Below are 19,384 nucleotides of genomic sequence, written 5' to 3'. Positions count from 1 at the left end.
CCTTCTTCCGTGGACCGCCTACCGGGTTAGCTGTCGGGTTCGGGCGGAACGGAAGATCGCCCTACGGACCGGATGGGGCACGGTCCGATTCACCCCGGTTGTGCATGGTGGGTCCCCGGTTCCGAACTTCCTTGCGGAAAGCCCGAATTCGGCGCAGGCTGCCCGATGTGGCGTGGATCGCCAGGGGGATACGGGCCACCTGGGGGAGCACGCTAGCCAACTGGTGTGGCTGCTGTGAAGGTTGATGTTCGATATGTCCGATACATTTTCGTGACCTTGGTGATCGTCGGACCGATACCTTCCGCATGATGACCCGGCGACGCGGCCCGATCACGGAGGGTCGCGGGCGTCGTGCCCGGCGGGATCGCGCCGCCGTATGGCCGCTGTATGCCCGCTGTATCGCCGCCGCATCGCCGCCGTATCCCAATGCGGCGGCGAGCTGTCAGTGCGGCGGCCTAGACTCGTAGAGCGATGAGCAGCCTCTTTGACGACAGCTTCCTGGCGGACCTCCAGCCCAGCGCGGAGCACCACCCGCCGCCACCCGAGGACTCGGCCCCGGAGGAGATCCCTCACGATCTCTTCCAGGGCGCTTACGACGTCCCCCCGGCCCGGGACCCTTACCACCGCGACGGCGCCCCGCGCACCGTCGTGGACCCCGCCGCTCTGCTCGAGGGGCTGAACGAGCAGCAGCGTGCCGCCGTCGTGCACACCGGCTCGCCGCTGCTCATCGTCGCCGGGGCCGGGTCCGGCAAGACCCGGGTGCTGACCCACCGGATCGCGCATCTGCTGGGCACCCGCAGCGTCCACCCCGGCCAGATACTGGCGATCACCTTCACGAACAAGGCCGCCGGCGAGATGAAGGAGCGCGTCGAGCAGCTGGTCGGCCCGCGCGCCAACGCCATGTGGGTCATGACCTTCCACAGCGCCTGCGTCCGGATCCTGCGCCGTGAGTCGAAGAGGCTCGGCTTCACCTCGTCGTTCTCGATCTACGACGCCGCCGACTCCAAGCGCCTCATGGCCCTGGTCTGCCGTGATCTGGAACTCGACCCCAAGAAGTTCCCGCCGAAGTCCTTCAGCGCGAAGATCTCGAACCTGAAGAACGAGCTGATCGACGAGGAGACCTTCGCCGACCAGGCTGTCGACGGCTTCGAGAAGACGCTCGCCGAGGCGTACCGGATGTACCAGGCGAGGCTGCGCGAGGCCAATGCCCTGGACTTCGACGACATCATCATGACGACGGTGCATCTGCTCCAGGCGTTCCCGGACGTGGCCGAGCACTACCGGCGCCGCTTCCGCCATGTCCTGGTGGACGAGTACCAGGACACCAACCACGCTCAGTACACACTCGTACGCGAGCTGGTGGGTCCCTCGGGCCCGGACGACGACCCGGCCGAGCTCTGCGTCGTCGGCGACGCCGACCAGTCGATCTACGCCTTCCGGGGCGCGACCATCCGCAACATCCTCCAGTTCGAGGAGGACTACCCGGACGCGACGACGATCCTGCTGGAGCAGAACTACCGCTCCACGCAGACGATCCTCTCCGCCGCCAACGCCGTCATCGAGCGCAACGAAAGCCGCCGCCCGAAGAACCTGTGGACCAACGCCGGCGCCGGCGCGCAGATCACCGGCTATGTCGCCGACACCGAGCACGACGAGGCGCAGTTCGTCGCCGACGAGATCGACCGGCTGACGGACGCAGGCGACGCGAAGGCGGGCGATGTCGCCGTCTTCTACCGTACGAACGCCCAGTCCCGTGTCTTCGAAGAGATCTTCATCCGGGTCGGACTGCCGTACAAGGTCGTCGGAGGAGTGCGCTTCTACGAGCGCAAGGAGGTCCGGGACGTCCTCGCGTATCTGCGGGTTCTCGCCAACCCCGAGGACAATGTCCCGCTGCGCCGCATCCTCAATGTCCCCAAGCGCGGTATCGGCGACCGCGCCGAGGCGATGATCGACGCCCTCGCGCTGCGCGAGAAGATCACCTTCCCGCAGGCGCTGCGCCGCGTCGACGAGGCGTACGGCATGGCGGCCCGCTCCGCCAACGCCGTCAAACGGTTCAACGTGCTGATGGAGGAGCTGCGTACGGTCGTCGAGTCGGGCGCCGGACCGGCCACCGTGCTCGAGGCCGTCCTGGAGCGGACCGGCTACCTCGCCGAATTGCAGGCGTCGACCGATCCGCAGGACGAGACGCGCATCGAGAACCTGCAGGAACTGGCCGCCGTGGCCCTGGAATTCGAGCAGGACCGCGCCGAGGAGGAAGGCGCGGGCACGCTCGCCGAGTTCCTGGAGAAGGTCGCGCTCGTCGCCGACTCCGACCAGATCCCGGACGAGGACGAGGACGGTTCCGGCGTCATCACGCTGATGACGCTGCACACGGCGAAGGGCCTCGAGTTCCCCGTGGTGTTCCTGACGGGCATGGAGGACGGCGTCTTCCCGCACATGCGCGCCCTCGGCCAGGCGAAGGAGCTGGAGGAGGAGCGGCGCCTCGCGTACGTCGGCATCACGCGCGCCCGCGAGCGCCTCTATCTGACGCGGTCGTCGATGCGCAGCGCCTGGGGTCAGCCCTCGTACAACCCCCCCTCGCGCTTCCTGGAGGAGATCCCGGGACAGCACCTGCAGTGGAAGCGGACCGGTCCGATGGCTGCGCCCGCGGGTCCGACGTCCGGCATCGCCTCTTCGCTCTCGTCCTCGCGTTCACGCGCGGGCGGCGCTGCTTCGGGCTTCGCCACGCGGCGTACGACCGACAAGCCGGTGATCTCGCTGGTGGTCGGAGACCGGGTCACGCACGACCAGTTCGGCCTGGGGACCGTGGTGGAGGTGACGGGGTCGGGCGCGGACGCGCAGGCGACGATCGACTTCGGGGACACCAAGCCGAAGCGGCTGCTGCTGCGGTACGCGCCGGTCGAAAAGCTCTGATCGGTGCTCTGGCCGGTGCCCTGAGCGGGCTCTGGTCCGTGGGCTGCCCTGATCCGTGCGCTGAGCGGGGCTCTGGCTCCGTGCACTGAGCGGGCTCTGGTCCGTGCGCTGCCCTGATCCGTGCTCCGAGCGGTCTTTACGTCGGGTCGAGGCCGTGGCTGCGAAGCCACGGCAGCGGGTCGATCGCCGAGCCGCCGCCGGGCCGTACCTCGAAGTGGAGGTGCGGCCCCGTGGAGTTGCCGGAGTTGCCGGAGTACGCGATGACGTCACCGGCCTTGACCGAACCGGAGCGGATCTTGGTGCTGCTGAGGTGGCAGTACCAGGTCTCGGTGCCGTCGGACGAGGTCACGATGGCCATGTTGCCGTAGGCGCTGTTCCACTGCGTACGGACGGTGCCGTCGGTCGCGGCCATCACCTCGGTGCCGTACGACACCGGGAAGTCGATGCCGGTGTGCACGGACATCCAGTTGACGCCGGCCTGCCCGTAGTACGCGCTCAGGCCGTCTCGTTTCACCGGCAGCACGAACTTGGGGCGCAACGCCTCGCGGCGCTTGGCCTCATCCTCGCGCTTCTTCTTCTCCGCCTCCTGGCGCGCCTTCAGGTCGAGGCGTTCCTGGGTGCGCGACGCGCGGTCGCCGAAGTCGCGGGCGTCGGCGCTGAGAGCGGCGAGCTGCGTGTCCATCTTGTTGTTGGCCGCGATCGCCTTGGGGGAGGACGGATCGGCCGCCTCCACATTGCTGTCGCCCTTGGTGTCGCCGCTGGCGCCGAGGCTGCCGACGGAGGCGGCGGCGATGCCGGCGACGCCCATCACACAGGCGGAGGGCACGGCGACGGTGAGGAGCGCGGAGCGCTTCGCGGGGGTACGGCGACGGCCGCGGGACCCGCCGGAACGGCGGACGGGGCGGGGGATGACGGCGGCGAGAGGTTCGGCTTCCGGGGCGAGCTCGAACTCGCCGTCGAGTTCGGCTTCCGCTTCGGGGTCGGCCTCGAGTACGGCCTCGTGCTCGGGCTGGGCCTCGGGTTCAGGCTCGGCCTCGTACTGGTACTCCTCGTACTCGTACGTGAGGTCCGGCTGGGACTCCGGCTGGAAGTCCGGCTGGAAGTCTGCCTGGAACTCCGCCTGGTATTCGGTGGTGGGGTCGGCGGGCGCCGCGGGGCTGAAGTCCTGGTCCGGGATGAACTCATGCTCCGGCGTGAACTGTTGCGGTACGTGCGGTACGACGCCTTCCGCGCCCGTGTTCCAGGCGGTGGCGTCGTAGGTGCCGGTGTCGAAGGCGGGCGCTGTCCACTGCCCGGTGGCGTCGTAGGCGAATGTGGCCGCGGCGGTTTCGTACTGACCCGTCTGCGCGGTCTGATTCCACGCGGCTGCGTCCCACTGGCCCGTGGTGTCGTACTGGGCCGCGGCGGTGTCGTAGTGGCCGACAGCGTTGTACTGGGCGGTGGCGTCGTACTGGGCGGTGCCGTCGTACTGGGCGGTGGCGTCGTACTGGGCGGTGCCGTCGTACTGCGCGTGAGTCTCGTAAGTCTCGTACTGCGGGAATTGCTGCGGCTGCTGCGGCTGTTGTGCCTGCTGCGCGGCGTAGACGTCGTAACCGGAGGTTTGGTGCGACCCGGTGTCCCACTGGGTGGTGTCGTACTGGCCGCTGTGGCCGGCTTCGTAACTGCCGGGAAGCGCACCGAAGAGCGGGTCGGTGTCGAAGCTGCCAGTGGCGTAGCCGTCGTAATCGACGTACCCGGCGTGGGCGTGCTGGTCGTTCACCAACTTCTCTCTCGCCTCGGCAGCAGGACCTGGGTTCTGGGGCCGTCGAGCGCAGGGGTCCCAGAGGGAAAGCAGTGGCGCGACTGTACCCGGCGGTATGCGACGGCGACAATCTTCCGCAGGTTTTAGGCAATCAGGAAACGGGCATTCGGATGCCTTTCGGCGGACTGCGGGCACAGCTTTGGCTCTACGTTCGAAAAGTGTTCGACATTTCGTTACCCGGTTTGCCGGGGCTGGGCGTGGTGGCACGCGCCGCCCGCCCGGGAATCAGGCGCAGGAACCAGGCGCGGGACCCAGGCGCGGGACCCAGGCGCGGGACCCAGGCGCGGGACTCAGGCGACGGAGACGGCGCCGGATGCGCCGGTCGCCGGCCGGCTCGACTCCAGCGCCTCCCGGATGCCGGCCGCGACGGCGGGGTGGACCGGGAGCGCGAGATGCCCGATTCCGCTGACCCGTACGTTCTGCGCGATGAGGTCCGGGTGGTCGATGCAGGCCGTCTCGACCGGGACCATCAGCTGGTCGAGGTCGCTCCAGAAGCTCACGAAACGAGTGCGACAGCCGGGCGCGGGCGTGCGCAGCTCCTCGATCACGGCGGATCCGGGGCGCATCTGGCGCACGATGGGGTGCGCGCTGGCGAGCGGGGCGACGCTGGTGCCGGAGTGCGGGGTGCCGAGGGTTACGAGGGTGCGTACCCGATGGTCACCGCCCAGGCACTGTACGTAATAGCGGGCGATCAGGCCGCCGAGGCTGTGTCCGACGATGTCGACCTCGGAGCGGCCCGTACGCGCGCAGATCTCCTCGATGTGCCGGCCGAGCAGCTCGGCGGCCGTGCGGATGTCGCAGGTCAGCGGGGAGTAATTGAGGCACTCGAGGTGCCGCCAGCCGTGCCGGGCGAGGGAGCGGCGCAGCAGTACGAACACGGATCGGTTGTCCACGAAGCCATGGAGGAGGACGGCGGGAGGGCGGTCCGCGCCCGGCGCCGGGAGCTGGGGGCTCGGTCCTGGGGCGGGGTCCGGGTCCGGTTCGCGACGCTCCGGGACGAGCCCGGCGGGGTAGAGGAGCAGATGGCCGGCGAGGATCGCTAGCTCGAGGGTGGCGGCACGCAGCAGCACGGCCGGGATTTGTAGGTGTCGCACGGGGCGCAGACACAGCGGAAAGAAGGGAAAAGCCTTCATGGCCTACCTCCCGTACGGCACGCGGGAGGACGGCTCCGTCCCCCGTGTGCCCTCGTGGGCGCCACTCAGGCCCTGTGCCCGCTCCGGGCCAGTGCCGAAGGTGGTCGTAGCGCCGTGCCGCGCGGCTGACGGCACGGGGCTACGAACCCTGAGCGGCTCCCGTAGCGATCGTCCCCGCGGTGGTGCGGTGCGGCGTGTGTGCCGCGTGTGCGGGTACGACGCATAGCTAAGTTGTCCCACATGTGATTTCCCCCTCGCTATCCACCGTGAAACGGCGGGTTGCGAGATGCTGGAGATAACGTTCGTTCACTTCCCCGGGCCGCCGCGGTTCGGGACCCGTGCCCAGGACGGCGCAGTCGGTATGCATCAGTAGGTGGAGGCAGTGATGGGTGTGACCGGTCCGATCCGCGTGGTGGTGGCCAAGCCGGGGCTCGACGGCCATGATCGCGGGGCCAAGGTGATCGCGCGGGCGCTGCGTGACGCGGGCATGGAGGTCATCTACACCGGTCTCCACCAGACCCCCGAGCAGATCGTGGACACGGCGATCCAGGAGGACGCGGACGCGATCGGCCTGTCCATCCTCTCCGGCGCGCACAACACGCTCTTCGCGAAGGTCATCGAGCTCCTGAAGGAGCGCGACGCGGAGGACATCAAGGTCTTCGGCGGGGGGATCATCCCCGAGGCGGACATCGCGCCGCTGAAGGAGAAGGGCGTCGCGGAGATCTTCACGCCGGGCGCGACGACGGCGTCGATCGTTGACTGGGTCAACGCAAACGTCCGCCAGCCCGCAGGCGCCTGACGCCAGCGCCCTGCGGACGCCTGACGCCGCCACGGCGCGGGGCGTGCAATGCGCCTTGCGCCCGCCGGTCTGCCGATGTTCTAACAGCGCCCGACGGCGACGAGCGTGACGCCCGCCCGTGCCCTGCGGGGCCTGCCAGAGGCTGGTATCGGGCGGGAGTAGCGCCGGTTTCGCTGCCTCCGCCGGTCCGCCGGTCCGCGGGTGCCGGACGCCGTCCGTGCCCTGGCAATGCCCCCCCTGACGTCGTCCGGCGGCAGGCGGACGGAGTGTCCGTCTGAGCCTTGCGTCCGCCAGCCGGACCGGGGCAGGGCCTGTCTGCCTGCGCCAGTGCCGGTGGCGGCGGGCGTGACGCAGCGCCTGCGTCCTGTGCCTCCGGGTAGCTGCGGCCCGCGGGCTGCCGCCCTTGCGGGGCGGGGGCGGCAGCCCCGCGCTCATCTCACCTGCTCCCCGTTTCGGGATGGGGGTCCCCCCACGCCCCCAGGGCGTAGGGGGAGGGCGGGGTGGGGGAAGAAACACCCCCCAGCTCCACCCGCATCGCCGCCCGCAGCCGCAACGTCGACACCAACCGCTGGAACGCCTCCGACCAGTACCCTCCCGCCCCCGGCGACGCCCCCTCCGTCTCGTCCGGGGTCGCCGTCAGCAGCTCCAGCCGGCTCGCCTCCGCCGGGTCCAGGCAGCGTTCCGCCAGGCCCATCACCCCGCTGAAGCTCCATGGGTAGCTCCCCGCTTCGCGCGCGATGTCCAGCGCGTCCACCACCGAACGGCCGAGCGGCTCCCCCCACGGCACCGCGCAGACGCCCAGCAGCTGGAACGCCTCCGACAGGCCGTGCGCCGCGATGAACTCCGCGACCCACACCGCCCGTTCCGCGTCCGGCAGCGTCGCGAGCAGCTTCGCCCGTTCGGCGAGGGACGACGTGCCGGGGCCGGTCTCCGGCGGGTTGGCCGGCGGACCGAGCAGGGCGCGGGACCACTCCGCGTCCCGCTGCCGCACAGCCGCCCGGCACCACCCCGCGTGCAGCTCCTCGCCCCAGCCGTCGGCGACGGGCAGTGCGACGATCTCCTGGGCCGTACGCCCGCCGAGCCGCCGCGGCCAGCTGGACAGCGGGGCCGCCTCCACCAACTGGCCCAGCCACCAGGATCGTTCGCCACGCCCCGTCGGCGGGCTCGGCGCCACTCCGTCGCGCTGCATGCCCGCATCGCACTCGTGCGGCGCCTCCACGCCTATCGCCGCGTCGCCGTCGCCACTGCGGTCCAGGCTGACGCACGACGCCGCCCGCGCCGCCATCCGCCCGGCGAGTGCGGAGTGCGGCAGCGCCGAGAGGAGTTCCGCCGCGGTCGCACGGACATTGCGGCTGCGATCGGACAGGGCCTGTTCCAGGAACGGCTCGTCCGCGTCGGACAGTCCGGTACGCAGGGAGTCGAGGAACATCAGCCGGTCCTCGGCCCGCTCCGTCGCCCACGTCGCGGTCAGCAGCGCCAGCGCCGCCCCCGCATCGTGCACCCGCACAGCCGCCAGCAGCGCGACCCGCTCGGCGAACAGCCCTTCCTCCCACAGTCGTTGGACCGCCTCGGCGTCACCGGCGTCCGGCAGCACGGCGCTGCCGGACGCGCCGCGCAGCGCGAACTTCCACTCCGGGTTGAGCCGGGCCAGCCACAGCCCGCGCGGCCCCGCGAAGGTGAGGGCCTGCGGCCGCAGATCCGTACGCGCACGAGCCGCGTCCAACAGAGCGGGCAGTACGGACGGCGGTGCCTGGTACCCGTGCTCGTTGGCCGCGGCCAGCCACTGGGGGAGCAGCTCGGTGAGATCGGGTGCCGTGCCCCTTCGCCCTCCCGCGTGCGAAGGGGCCGACCGGTCGGCCAGCAACTGGGCGAGCCGGCGCCGGGCGGGCGCGGGCAGCTGTGGGCGGGCGTCGTGCGGCGCGGGCTCCGGGCGGTCGGCGGCGGGCGCGGGCAGCAGCCCCGCCCTGCGCCGTATGGTCTGGACCGCCGCCGCGTCCAACAGCGCGACCGGCGCGTCCTTGCCCCGGGACAGCACCGCATCCGGCGGCGTACGGCGGTCGGTGCCGAGCAGGGCCGAGGTGACGAGCTCTTCCCACGGTGAGGTGCTGACGGTGCTGGTCATGACGTCCTCCCTACGGTCAGATGAGCGGGACTGTCTCGGCCGCACCCGTGGCGTCCTCGGACCGGGCCGCCCAGGCGGCGAGCGGCGTGAAGCCCTGGTGGCCGCACTCGCCGAAGACGGTGACCGGGCCACCGCCGGAGACCGCCACGAGCTTCCACAGCCCGGGGCGGGACAGCGCGCCGGGCGCGATGGGCAGCGCGGACTCGCCGTCGGCATCGGCCAGTTGCCACCCCTCGCCCGCCGGGACTGGTATGACCCCGCTCAGCGTGACCGGCCAGGAGTCCAGCCAGGGGTCGTCCCGCAGAGCCTTGCCGTATGCGTCGAGGGCCGCCGCGGCCGGCCCGCCCGGCGGCGGGGACCCGATCGGGACGGGCGGTCCGAACTGCTCGCCCATCTCCGCCCGCAGCTGCCCCGCGCCCGCGTACGAAGTGAGCTCGGCGTCGATCATCAGCCCGACCGGGAGCGCCTGTTGCGGGGAGCGGCCCGCCGCGCCGAAGGAGAGCAGCAGTGCCGTATGCCCGCACTCGCGTCCGTACAGCCATATACGGCGCGTGGTGATCTTGCTGTCCGAGGAGTCGTACTGAGCCAGGATCAGCCAGTCGTCCCTGACCGGCGGGCCCTCGGCGGGCGAGGTGAGGCCGACCCGCGTGCGGACGGTCGCGGCCAGCGGATCCGGCAGATTCTCCAGCCCGAGCCACGCCTCGTCCAGCAGATGGGTCAGCGCGCACTCCTCCAGCAGCCGCACCGGCCAGCCCGGCCCCGAGCCCGGAATCGCGCCCAACTCGCGCACCCGGCCCGCCAGCCCGGGCGCCTGCGCGTCGACCATGCGAGCCGCGGTCTCCTCCCACAGTCCGTACCCCCTCTGTTCGGCCGCGGCCAGGCCGCCGCGCAGCAGATCCGTGAGCCGCTGCTCCAGTTCCGTGGCTCCCGCGGTGATTCGCCCCGCCCGGCGCTCGGCCCGGCGCCTGGCCGCCTCGGGGTCGGAGGTCTTCGCGGGCTGTCCCGCGCCCGCGTCGCTCTGTTCCTTGTCCGTGGCGCGCTTTCTGCGCCCTTCAAGCCACTCCCCGGCCCAGTCCGGCGTGGTGGAGACCGGTGCGGCGTCCGCGTCCGCCGCCCAGAGAAGCAGCAGCCCCAACGCGTGCTTGCACGGGAACTTCCGGCTCGGGCAACTGCATTTGTAGGCCGGGCCCGTGGTGTCGACGACTGTCTGGTACGGCTTGCTGCCGCTGCCCTTGCACAGGCCCCACACGGCCCCCGAGCCGCTGCTGCCCGCACCGGACCACGGCCCGGCCGCGCCGAGTTTGTTTCCCGCCCTGCGTGACGCATCGTCAGAAGCCAGTGCCAGCACCTGATCCGACGTCCAGCGCACCCCCTGCTCCGGGGGGTTCGGGGGTTCTTCCCCGTGAGATCGAAGCATGATGAAGACGCTACGGGGCACCACTGACAACGGGTCATGACCTGCGGATTCGCACGCTCGGCAACGGCTTGACCGCACCTTCCCCTTGCGATTGGCTGCGGGTCACAGCCTCAAAAATCCGGGGGGATTCCGCATGAGCAGCAACATCCGCACCATCTGCCTCAACCGCACCGCCCGTGCCGCCGTCTGCGCCGTCGCCGTCACCGGCCTCGCCTTCGGCCTCTCCGCCTGCACCGAGGCCGTCGACGCCGTCGACAAGGCCACGAACGAGACGTACGAAGTGACGTACGAGGTCACCGGGAAGAACGTCGACTCGATCGACTTCCACGGCGGTGGCGGCAAGGCGACGGAGCCGAAGATCGAGACGGTGCAGAAGCCCACGCTGCCGTGGAAGAAGACGGTCACGCTGCGCGGCATCATGCCGCCCGCGGTCATGCCGGTCGCCGCGGACGTCACCGGCTCCGAGGTCAGCTGCAAGATCACGTACAAGGGCAAGGTCATCAAGGAGGAGAAGGGCGAGGGCCTGGCTGCGGCGGCCGGTTGCATCGCGGTCTCCCCGATCGTGGAGTAGCTCCCCCAACTCCCCTGCGGCTCATGGCCATTGAGGCCCTGACCTGCGGCGACGGTCGATTGTCAGTGGCATGGTGCACGGTGGATCCCACATCGGGTCAAACGATCTGGAGGGGGATCCATGACCGTGTCCGAAACCGGCGCGACTGCCGGCGCAGCCACCGGGGCCGAGGTTCTGCGGCCGCATGCCGAGGACGCATTCGCCGAGGAGCTCAAGGCGCTCGCCGCGGCCGACGACCGGCCGCGGCCGGTCGGCTGGCAGCTGTCGCCGTGGGCCGTCGCCACATATCTGCTCGGCGGCACGCTGCCCGGCGGCACGGCGATCACGCCCAAGTACGTGGGGCCGCGCCGGATCGTCGAGGTCGCCGTCACCACACTCGCCACCGACCGCGCGCTGCTGCTCCTCGGCGTGCCGGGCACCGCCAAGACCTGGGTCTCCGAGCATCTCGCCGCGGCCGTGAGCGGCGACTCGACGCTGCTCGTGCAGGGCACGGCGGGCACGCCCGAAGAGGCGATCCGCTACGGCTGGAACTACGCCCAGCTGCTGGCCCACGGCCCCAGCCGGGACGCGCTCGTGCCCAGCCCCGTCATGCGCGCGATGTCCGAGGGCATGACCGCTCGGGTCGAGGAGCTCACCCGTATCCCCGCGGACGTACAGGACTCGCTGATCACGATCCTGTCCGAGAAGACCCTGCCGATCCCTGAGTTGGGGCAGGAGGTGCAGGCGGTGCGCGGGTTCAACCTCATCGCCACGGCCAATGACCGCGACCGCGGGGTCAACGACCTGTCCAGCGCGCTGCGCCGCCGGTTCAACACCGTCGTGCTGCCGCTGCCCGCGACGCCCGAGGAAGAGGTCGGCATCGTGTCGCGGCGCGTCGACCAGATAGGGCGCTCGCTCGATCTGCCGGCGGTGCCGGAGGGGCTCGAGGAGATCCGCCGGGTGGTCACTGTCTTCCGGGAGCTGCGGGACGGTGTCTCGGCCGACGGCCGCACCAAGCTCAAGTCGCCCTCGGCCACGCTCTCCACGGCCGAGGCGATCTCAGTCGTCACGGGCGGTCTCGCGCTCGCCGCGCACTTCGGCGACGGGGTGCTGCGGCCCGGCGACGTGGCGGCCGGCATCCTCGGCGCGGTCGTCCGCGACCCGGCGGCGGACCGGGTCATCTGGCAGGAGTATCTGGAGACGGTGGTCCGTGAGCGCGAGGGCTGGAAGGACTTCTACCGTGCCTGCCGCGAGGTGAGCGCATGACCGGACCACTGCTGCTCGGCGTCCGTCACCACGGGCCGGGTTCGGCGCGGGCGGTGCGGGCCGCGCTGGATGCGGCGTCGCCACCGGCGGTGCTGATCGAGGGGCCGCCCGAGGGAGACGCGCTGGTGGCGCTCGCGGCGGACGAGCAGATGCGCCCGCCGGTAGCGCTGCTCGCGCATGCCGTGGACGATCCGGGGCGGGCGGCGTTCTGGCCGCTGGCCGAGTTCTCCCCGGAGTGGGTGGCGATCCGCTGGGCGCTGGAGCGGGAGGTGCCGGTGCGGTTCATCGACCTCCCGGCGGCGCACTCGCTGGCGCTGGCAGCGGCGGAGGAGTCTGCGGACGCGGCCCGACCGGAGGGACCGGCGCCGGACGGAGAGGAGCCCCTCTTGGGCCGGGTATCTGCGGGTGTCGGCGTGGAGGCCGCTGACCCCGAGTGGGACGTTGTGCCGGGGCAGGGGTCTCTCGAGGGCCGGGTATCTGCGGGTGTCGGCGTGGAGGCGGCCGATCCCGAGTGGGACGTTGTGCCGGGGCAGGGGTCCTTCGAGGGCCGGGTATCTGCGGGTGTCGGCGTGGAGGCGGCCGATCCCGAGTGGGACGTTGTGCCGGGGCAGGGGTCTCTCGAGGGCCGGGTATCTGCGGGTGTCGGCGTGGAGGCGGCTGACCCCGAGTGGGATGTCGTGCCTGGGCAGGAGTCTCTCGAAGCCCGGGGCGTACGGATCGATCCCATCGCCGTCCTCGCAGAAACCGCCGGGTACGACGACCCCGAGCGGTGGTGGGAGGACGTCATCGAGCACCGCGGGCCGGGGGGCCAGGCAGATGACCCCCGCGCGCCGTTCGCGGCGCTCGGCGAGGCCATGGCCGCGTTGCGCGAGATGTACGGGCACGGCGGGCACGAACGTGATCTCGCGCGCGAGGCCCATATGCGGATCCAACTGCGCGCCGCGAACAAGGAGTTCGGGGACGGCGTCGCCGTCGTCTGCGGCGCCTGGCACGTGCCCGCGCTCGCCGCGAAGACCACCCTCGCCGCCGACAAGGCCCTCCTCAAAGGCCTGCCCAAGGTCAAGACCGAGATGACCTGGGTGCCCTGGACGCACCGCAGGCTCGCCCGGCACAGCGGGTACGGCGCGGGGATCGACTCGCCCGGCTGGTACGGCCATCTCTTCGGCGTGCCCGACCGGCCCGTCGAGCGCTGGATGACGAAGGTCGCGGGGCTGCTGCGGGACGAGGACCGGATGGTCTCTTCGGCCCATGTCATCGAGGCCGTCCGGCTCGCCGACACGCTCGCCGCCATGCGCGGTCGTCCGCTCGCCGGGCTGACCGAGACGACCGATGCCATCCGGGCCGTGATGTGCGACGGCTCCGACGTGCCGCTCGACCTCATCCGGGACCGGCTGATCGTCGGGGACGTGCTCGGCGAGGTGCCGGACGCCGCGCCCGCAGTGCCGCTGCAGCGCGACCTGAGTCGGCTCCAGCGCAGCCTGCGGCTCAAACCGGAGGCGCTGGAGCGGGAGTTGGACCTCGATCTGCGCAAGGAGACCGACGCGGCGAAGAGCCGGCTGCTGCACCGGCTGCGGCTGCTGGCCATCGGCTGGGGCGAGCCCGTCACGGGGCGGGGGAGCACGGGCACGTTCCGGGAGAGCTGGCGGCTGCGCTGGGAGCCCGAGCTGTTCGTCCGGGTCGCGGAGGCCGGGGTCTGGGGTACGACGGTGCTCACCGCGGCCACGGCGAAGGCCGAGAACACAGCTGTGTCTGCGACCGCCCTCGCCGAAGTCACCGCACTCGCCGAGCAGTGCCTGCTGGCCGAACTGCCCGACGCGCTCCCCGTCGTGATGAGGGCGCTCGCCGACCGCGCCGCCCTCGACGCCGACGTCGGCCATCTCGCCCAGGCGCTGCCCGCCCTGGCCCGCTCCCTGCGGTACGGGGATGTGCGGTCCACCGACACCGCCGCGCTCGGCGAGGTCGCGGCCGGGCTCGCCGAGCGCATCTGCGTCGGCCTGCCGCCCGCGTGCACCGGGCTCGACGCGGACGGTGCGGCCGAGATGCGGGGTCATCTGGACGGGGTGCACACGGCGATCGGGCTGCTGCCCAAGGCGCCGGAGCTGGGCGAGCGTTGGGGCTCCGTACTGCACCGGCTCGCGGCCCGCGACACCGTGCCGGGGGTGATACGCGGCAGGGCTGCCCGGCTGCTGCTGGACGACGGCCGGCTCGCGGAGGACGAGGCCGCGCGGCTCATGGCCCTCGCGCTCGCGCCGGGCACGCCGCCCGCAGAAGCGGCCGCCTGGATCGAGGGTTTCGTCGGCGGGGCGTCCGGAGGAGGGATGCTCCTCGTCCACGACGAGCGCCTGCTCACCCTCGTCGACGCCTGGCTGACCGGCGTGCCGGCGGACGCCTTCACCGACGTACTGCCGTTGCTGCGCCGCACCTTCTCCGCGTACGAGTCGGGTGTCCGCCGCACGCTGGGCGAGCTGGTCCGGCGCGGACCCGCGGCGGCATCCGGTCCGGTGCACGCCGGGCCCACGATGCCCGGATTCGGCCCCGGCCTCGACGGCGAGCGGGCGGACGCGGTGCTGCCCGTCCTTCAGCTGCTCCTCGGAATCGACGACAACGACCTTGCGGGGGTGACCCGATGACAGGAACCGAATACGACGAACGGCTGCGGCGCTGGAGGCTGGTGCTCGGCGGGGAGTCCGCCGACGGCACCGGATGCGCGCTCGCGGGCAGGGACGCGGCGATGGACGGCGCCCTCACCGCCCTCTACGGCAGCGGCGGCGGCAACCACCACGGCGGACGTGACCGTTCGGCCGGGCTCGGGGCGTCCGCGCCGTCCGTCGCGCGCTGGCTCGGCGACATCCGCACGTACTTCCCCAGCTCCGTCGTCCAGGTCATGCAGCGCGACGCGATCGACCGGCTCGGCCTGTCCACGCTCCTGCTCGAGCCGGAGATGCTGGAGGCCGTCGAGGCGGATGTCCACCTCGTCGGCACGCTGCTCTCCCTCAACAAGGCGATGCCCGAGACGACCAAGGAGACAGCCAGGGCTGTCGTCAGGAAAGTGGTGGACGACCTCGAGAAGCGGCTCGCCACCCGCACCCGGTCCACCCTCACCGGTGCGCTCGACCGCTCCGCGAAGATCAACCGGCCGCGCCACCGGGACATCGACTGGGACCGCACCATCCGGGTCAACCTGAAGAACGCTCTGCCGATTCCTGAAAGAGAAGGTGCCTACACCGTCGTCCCCGAGCGGCTGATCGGATACGGCCGGGCGTCCCAGTCGGTGAAGAAGGACGTCGTCCTCTGCATCGACCAGTCGGGCTCCATGGCGGCCTCCGTCGTCTACGCATCCGTCTTCGGCGCGGTCCTGGCGTCGATGCGCTCCATCGCCACCCGCCTGGTCGTCTTCGACACCGCGGTCGTCGACCTCACCGACCAGCTCGACGACCCGGTCGACGTCCTGTTCGGCACCCAGCTCGGCGGCGGCACCGACATCAACAGGGCGCTCGCGTACTGCCAGTCGCAGATCACCCGCCCCGCCGACACCGTCGTCGTACTGATCAGCGACCTCTACGAGGGCGGCATACGGGACGAGATGCTGAAGCGGGTTGCGGCGATGAAGGCGTCGGGCGTGCAGTTCGTGGCGCTGCTCGCGCTCTCCGACGAGGGGACACCTGCGTACGACCGGGAGCACGCCGCGGCTCTCGCGGCGCTGGGCGCACCGGCCTTCGCATGTACGCCAGACCTCTTCCCGGATGTGATGGCGGCGGCGATCGAGAAGCGTCCACTGCCCATACCGGACATGGCGACCCATCAGTAACGTAGGACTTGCGCCGACCCGGGAGACTCGGCGAGCATCGTCCCGATCCCCGCGGAAGGTCCCCTTCCGCCCGACCGGGAAGGCCCCTTCACCGTGACTGCCGCAGCTGCTCGTTCTGCTGCTGTCCTGTGCGTACTGCGCCGGGCAGCGGGCGAGCGGCGTGCGCTGCGGGTGATGCTGTTTCTCGGGGGCCTGCTGACCGTCGGTTTCCTGTACGGCGGACAGGCGCACGCGGCGGAAGTGACGGACCCGGTGTCGGCGTCGCCGGTGTCGGCCGACGCCGAGACGGGCGTCGCGTCACCCGCCGGGCCTGCCCCGGCGGGGGAACTGCGGCGCGTGGCAGCGGATTCCGTGAACGCGGTGAACTCCGTGAACGCGGTGAACTCGACCGTCCAGCCGGTTGAACCCGTCCAGTCCGTGCGGCAGGCGGCCAAGCCCGCCGTGGACGCCGTGCGACACGTCGTACGGCCGGTGCTCGAACCCCTGCCCCTGCCCCTGCCACCGACGGCGAACGGGCCACTTCCCGTACCGCTGACGCCTCCCGTCGGCGGCGGGGACGAGGGTCGTACGCCGCAACTCCCCGACGACCGGCCCGTGGACGAATCCGCGGCGCGGCCCGCGGCCGAGCGCCCCGGCGGCCTCGCGGTGCTCGACGGGTCGTCGGGCATGGCCGTCACCACGTTCCAATCGGCCGGTGGGTACGACACCGCCGCAGGCCGGCAGCAGGCCGAAGTCCGGTACGAGCAGCCGTCGCCCGCACCCGCTCAGGTGCCCGGCAAGCCCTGCGACTCCACGCAGGGCGCGCTGCAGGAGTCCAGCGAGACGCACACGCAGCGGAAGGGCGACCAGCACGCGGCGACGAGTGCGTACGCCAGGCCGTTCGCGCTGGTACCCGGCGCGGGCTGGGCGGCGGGCGATGCGCCGACCCGCGAAAGAGCACGCGACATCCTCGAATTCCCCGGCTAGGGCAGTCCGTTCCCCCGCTCAAGACCTGCCGCGCGGGGGCGGGACAGGTCTGCCCGCCAACCCGGATAGTTCCGGACAGCCGAACGAATTCGAAGGATTTGACGTAAGCATGCACAAGAACATCCGCCGTTCCATCGCCGTCGCCGCCACGGCGACCGGCATGTGGGCCCTCGGGACCGCCGCGGCCAGCGCCGACGAGGTGGCCGTCTCCGTACCGCTCTCCACGCCCGACCAGGCCGCCGACGCCGTCGAGGACGTCAAGGACGTCGCTTCCGACGTCCGGGGCGAGGCCGTCGACGCTGCCGCCCAGGCCAAGGGCGCCGCGCACGACCCGCAGAGCACCGCCAAGGGCGCGGTACCCGCAGCCAAGGGCGCCGCTCAGGGCGCGACCGCGCACGTCGACGCCCTCGACGCCCGGGGCACCGCCGACCAGGCACGCCAGTACGCCGAGGCCGAGCTCCCGGCGTACGACCTGCCCGCCGCCCCCGACGTCGCCGACGTCCAGGGCGAGATCGACTACCTCTTCGGCCCGCTCTCCGCCTTCGCGGCGGACCTCGATCAGGCTCCCACCCAGGTCCAGGGCTACGCCCAGGGCGCTGTCGCCGACGCCACTCCGGTCGTCGACGCCGCCGCTCAGGACGTTCTGCCGCCGATAGCGGGCCGGGCCGTCAACGGCGTCGTCCCGGTCGCCGGCCAGGCGGTCGGCGACGCCGGCGGCCTCGCTCAGGGCGTGGTCGGAGACGTGACGCCGTTCGCCGGCGGTGTCGTCAGCGAGGTCCAGCCGTTCGCCGGCGGCGTCGTCTCCGACGTCCAGCCCTTCGCGGGCGGTGTCGTCGGCTCGGTCCAGCCGCTCGTCCACACCGTGGTCGACCATGTGGCGCCGGTCGCGTACGGCGTCGGCGGCAGCGCCGGCTCCCTCGCGCAGGGTGTCGCCGGCGACGTGACGCCGTTCGCGGGCGGTGTGGTCTCCGAGGTCCAGCCGTTCGCGCAGGACCTGACCGGCACCGTCACGGCGGCCCCGCTCGCCGGCAACGCCGTTTCCGGCGCCCAGGGCATGGCCTCCGCGGTCACTCCGGGTTACGCGTCGCACCTGACGCAGGGCATCTGACGCAGAACATCTGACGCAGACATCTGACAGGCGGGTCGGAAGTCACGCGGTTCTACGGAGCTCCACGGGCGGTCCTCATTGGGGTGGGGACCGCCCGGTTCCGTTTCCGGCTCTGCCGTCGGGGCGCTCTTGTGACTGTTATCACCGCTCAGGTGTGAGCTGCGATTTAGGGACCTACGTCCCACGGGGATAACCTGCGAGGCGGACATGCCGCGTCACGGACACCGTGTACGCCTCCCTTGTGACAGCGCAGTCACGTTGCCCTTCGCGGCACGCCCACGCAGACAACGAACCGCGATCATCAGAAAAGGGACGGACGCGCGTGGACCTGTTCGAGTACCAGGCGAGGGACCTCTTCGCCAAGCACGGTGTACCGGTGCTGGCCGGTGAAGTCATCGACACGCCTGAGGCGGCGCGCGCGGTGACCGAGCGTCTGGGCGGCCGGTCGGTCGTCAAGGCGCAGGTGAAGGTCGGCGGCCGCGGCAAGGCCGGCGGCGTCAAGCTCGCCTCCGACCCGGACGACGCGGTCGAGAAGGCCGGCCAGATTCTGGGCATGGACATCAAGGGCCACACGGTCCACAAGGTCATGCTCGCGGAGACCGCGCCGGAGATTGCCGAGGAGTACTACGTCTCGTACCTCCTCGACCGCACCAACCGCACCTTCCTGGCCATGGCTTCGGTCCAGGGCGGCGTGGAGATCGAGGTCGTCGCGGAGGAGAACCCCGAGGCCCTCGCGAAGATCCCGGTCAACGCCAACGAGGGCGTCGACCTCGACAAGGCCCGCGAGATCGTCGCGGCCGCGAAGTTCCCGGCCGATGTCGCCGACCAGGTCGCCGACATCATGGTGACCCTGTGGAAGACCTTCATCGAAGAGGACGCGCTCCTCGTCGAGGTCAACCCGCTGGCCAAGGTCGCCGACGGCCGTGTCATCGCGCTCGACGGCAAGGTCTCGCTCGACGAGAACGCGGACTTCCGTCAGCCCGAGCACGCGCCGCTGGAGGACAAGGACGCAGCCAACCCGCTCGAGGCTGCCGCCAAGGCCAAGAACCTCAACTACGTCAAGCTCGACGGCGAGGTCGGCATCATCGGTAACGGCGCGGGTCTGGTCATGTCGACCCTCGACGTCGTCGCGTACGCCGGTGAGAACCACGGCGGCGTGAAGCCCGCGAACTTCCTCGACATCGGCGGCGGCGCCTCCGCAGAGGTCATGGCGAACGGCCTCGAGATCATCCTCGGCGACCCGGACGTCAAGTCCGTCTTCGTCAACGTCTTCGGTGGCATCACCGCGTGCGACGAGGTCGCCAACGGCATTGTGCAGGCCCTGGCGCTGCTCAAGTCCAAGGGCGAGGACGTCACCAAGCCGCTGGTCGTGCGCCTCGACGGCAACAACGCGGAGCTGGGTCGCAAGATCCTTTCCGACGCCAACCACCCGCTCGTGCAGCGCGTGGACACCATGGACGGCGCGGCCGACAAGGCCGCCGAGCTCGCGGCCGCGAAGTAA

The 19,384-nt window shown here is 71.4% G+C and carries 13 protein-coding genes and 1 riboswitch; of the genes, 9 read left to right on the top strand and 4 right to left on the bottom strand.

Annotation, left to right across the window (positions count from 1 at the left end; all coding sequences use genetic code 11):
* Positions 1-164, bottom strand: a riboswitch (cyclic di-AMP (ydaO/yuaA leader).
* 307 nt (positions 165-471) lie between these two features.
* Complete coding sequence (gene pcrA / locus ACFYWY_RS07005) at positions 472-2,913, top strand: DNA helicase PcrA (RefSeq protein ID WP_389180924.1); 2,442 nt, start codon at positions 472-474, stop codon at positions 2,911-2,913.
* A 136-nt stretch (positions 2,914-3,049) separates the two neighbouring features.
* Here pcrA and ACFYWY_RS07000 read toward each other — a convergent pair whose 3' ends face one another.
* Entirely contained in the window at positions 3,050-4,672 is a 1,623-nt protein-coding gene (locus ACFYWY_RS07000; RefSeq protein ID WP_389180921.1) for a M23 family metallopeptidase, read from the bottom strand.
* A 332-nt stretch (positions 4,673-5,004) separates the two neighbouring features.
* Complete coding sequence (locus ACFYWY_RS06995) at positions 5,005-5,847, bottom strand: esterase/lipase family protein (protein WP_389180918.1); 843 nt, start codon at positions 5,845-5,847, stop codon at positions 5,005-5,007.
* Between the two features lie 385 nt (positions 5,848-6,232).
* Here ACFYWY_RS06995 and ACFYWY_RS06990 point away from each other — a divergent pair, with 385 nt between their 5' ends.
* Positions 6,233-6,646, top strand: coding sequence for a cobalamin B12-binding domain-containing protein (locus tag ACFYWY_RS06990; RefSeq protein ID WP_307661610.1), 414 nt, complete (start codon positions 6,233-6,235; stop codon positions 6,644-6,646).
* Between the two features lie 436 nt (positions 6,647-7,082).
* Here the strand turns inward: ACFYWY_RS06990 and ACFYWY_RS06985 are convergent, their stop codons facing one another.
* Both ACFYWY_RS06985 and ACFYWY_RS06980 read right to left on the bottom strand, forming a co-directional pair.
* Positions 7,083-8,768: a DUF5691 domain-containing protein gene (locus tag ACFYWY_RS06985; protein WP_389180914.1), complete on the bottom strand. Its 1,686-nt coding sequence runs from the start codon at positions 8,766-8,768 to the stop codon at positions 7,083-7,085.
* Positions 8,769-8,784: 16 nt separating this feature from the next.
* Positions 8,785-10,185 (bottom strand): SWIM zinc finger family protein, encoded by a 1,401-nt coding sequence (locus ACFYWY_RS06980; protein WP_389180911.1) that lies wholly within the window; start codon positions 10,183-10,185, stop codon positions 8,785-8,787.
* 133 nt (positions 10,186-10,318) lie between these two features.
* On the opposite strand from ACFYWY_RS06980, the gene ACFYWY_RS06975 reads away from it, so the two are divergent.
* The 7 genes from ACFYWY_RS06975 to sucC all read left to right on the top strand — a co-directional run bounded on the left by ACFYWY_RS06975 (position 10,319) and on the right by sucC (position 19,384).
* Positions 10,319-10,756 carry an MmpS family transport accessory protein gene (locus ACFYWY_RS06975; RefSeq protein ID WP_389180908.1) on the top strand — a complete coding sequence of 146 codons (438 nt, stop codon included), beginning with the start codon at positions 10,319-10,321 and terminating at the stop codon, positions 10,754-10,756.
* Between the two features lie 120 nt (positions 10,757-10,876).
* Positions 10,877-12,001: an AAA family ATPase gene (locus ACFYWY_RS06970; RefSeq protein ID WP_389180905.1), complete on the top strand. Its 1,125-nt coding sequence runs from the start codon at positions 10,877-10,879 to the stop codon at positions 11,999-12,001.
* Complete coding sequence (locus ACFYWY_RS06965; protein ID WP_389180903.1) at positions 11,998-14,631, top strand: DUF5682 family protein; 2,634 nt, start codon at positions 11,998-12,000, stop codon at positions 14,629-14,631. The genes ACFYWY_RS06970 and ACFYWY_RS06965 overlap by 4 nt, the downstream gene beginning before the upstream one ends.
* On the top strand, positions 14,628-15,809 hold the full coding sequence (locus tag ACFYWY_RS06960; RefSeq protein ID WP_389180900.1) for a VWA domain-containing protein: 1,182 nt from the start codon (positions 14,628-14,630) through the stop codon (positions 15,807-15,809). Before ACFYWY_RS06965 ends, ACFYWY_RS06960 begins: the two co-directional genes overlap by 4 nt.
* Before the next feature lie 93 nt (positions 15,810-15,902).
* Positions 15,903-16,775, top strand: a complete 873-nt coding sequence (locus tag ACFYWY_RS06955) for a hypothetical protein (protein WP_389180896.1) — start codon at positions 15,903-15,905, stop codon at positions 16,773-16,775.
* A 109-nt stretch (positions 16,776-16,884) separates the two neighbouring features.
* Positions 16,885-17,883, top strand: coding sequence for a hypothetical protein (locus ACFYWY_RS06950; protein ID WP_389180893.1), 999 nt, complete (start codon positions 16,885-16,887; stop codon positions 17,881-17,883).
* 322 nt (positions 17,884-18,205) lie between these two features.
* Positions 18,206-19,384 (top strand): ADP-forming succinate--CoA ligase subunit beta, encoded by a 1,179-nt coding sequence (gene sucC, locus ACFYWY_RS06945; RefSeq protein ID WP_389180890.1) that lies wholly within the window; start codon positions 18,206-18,208, stop codon positions 19,382-19,384.

This window comes from Streptomyces sp. NPDC002870 (genome assembly GCF_042888505.1).
Lineage (GTDB): Bacteria > Actinomycetota > Actinomycetes > Streptomycetales > Streptomycetaceae > Streptomyces.
Note: the sequence above shows the minus strand (reverse complement) of the source record. Positions and strands in the feature narration are given on the sequence as shown.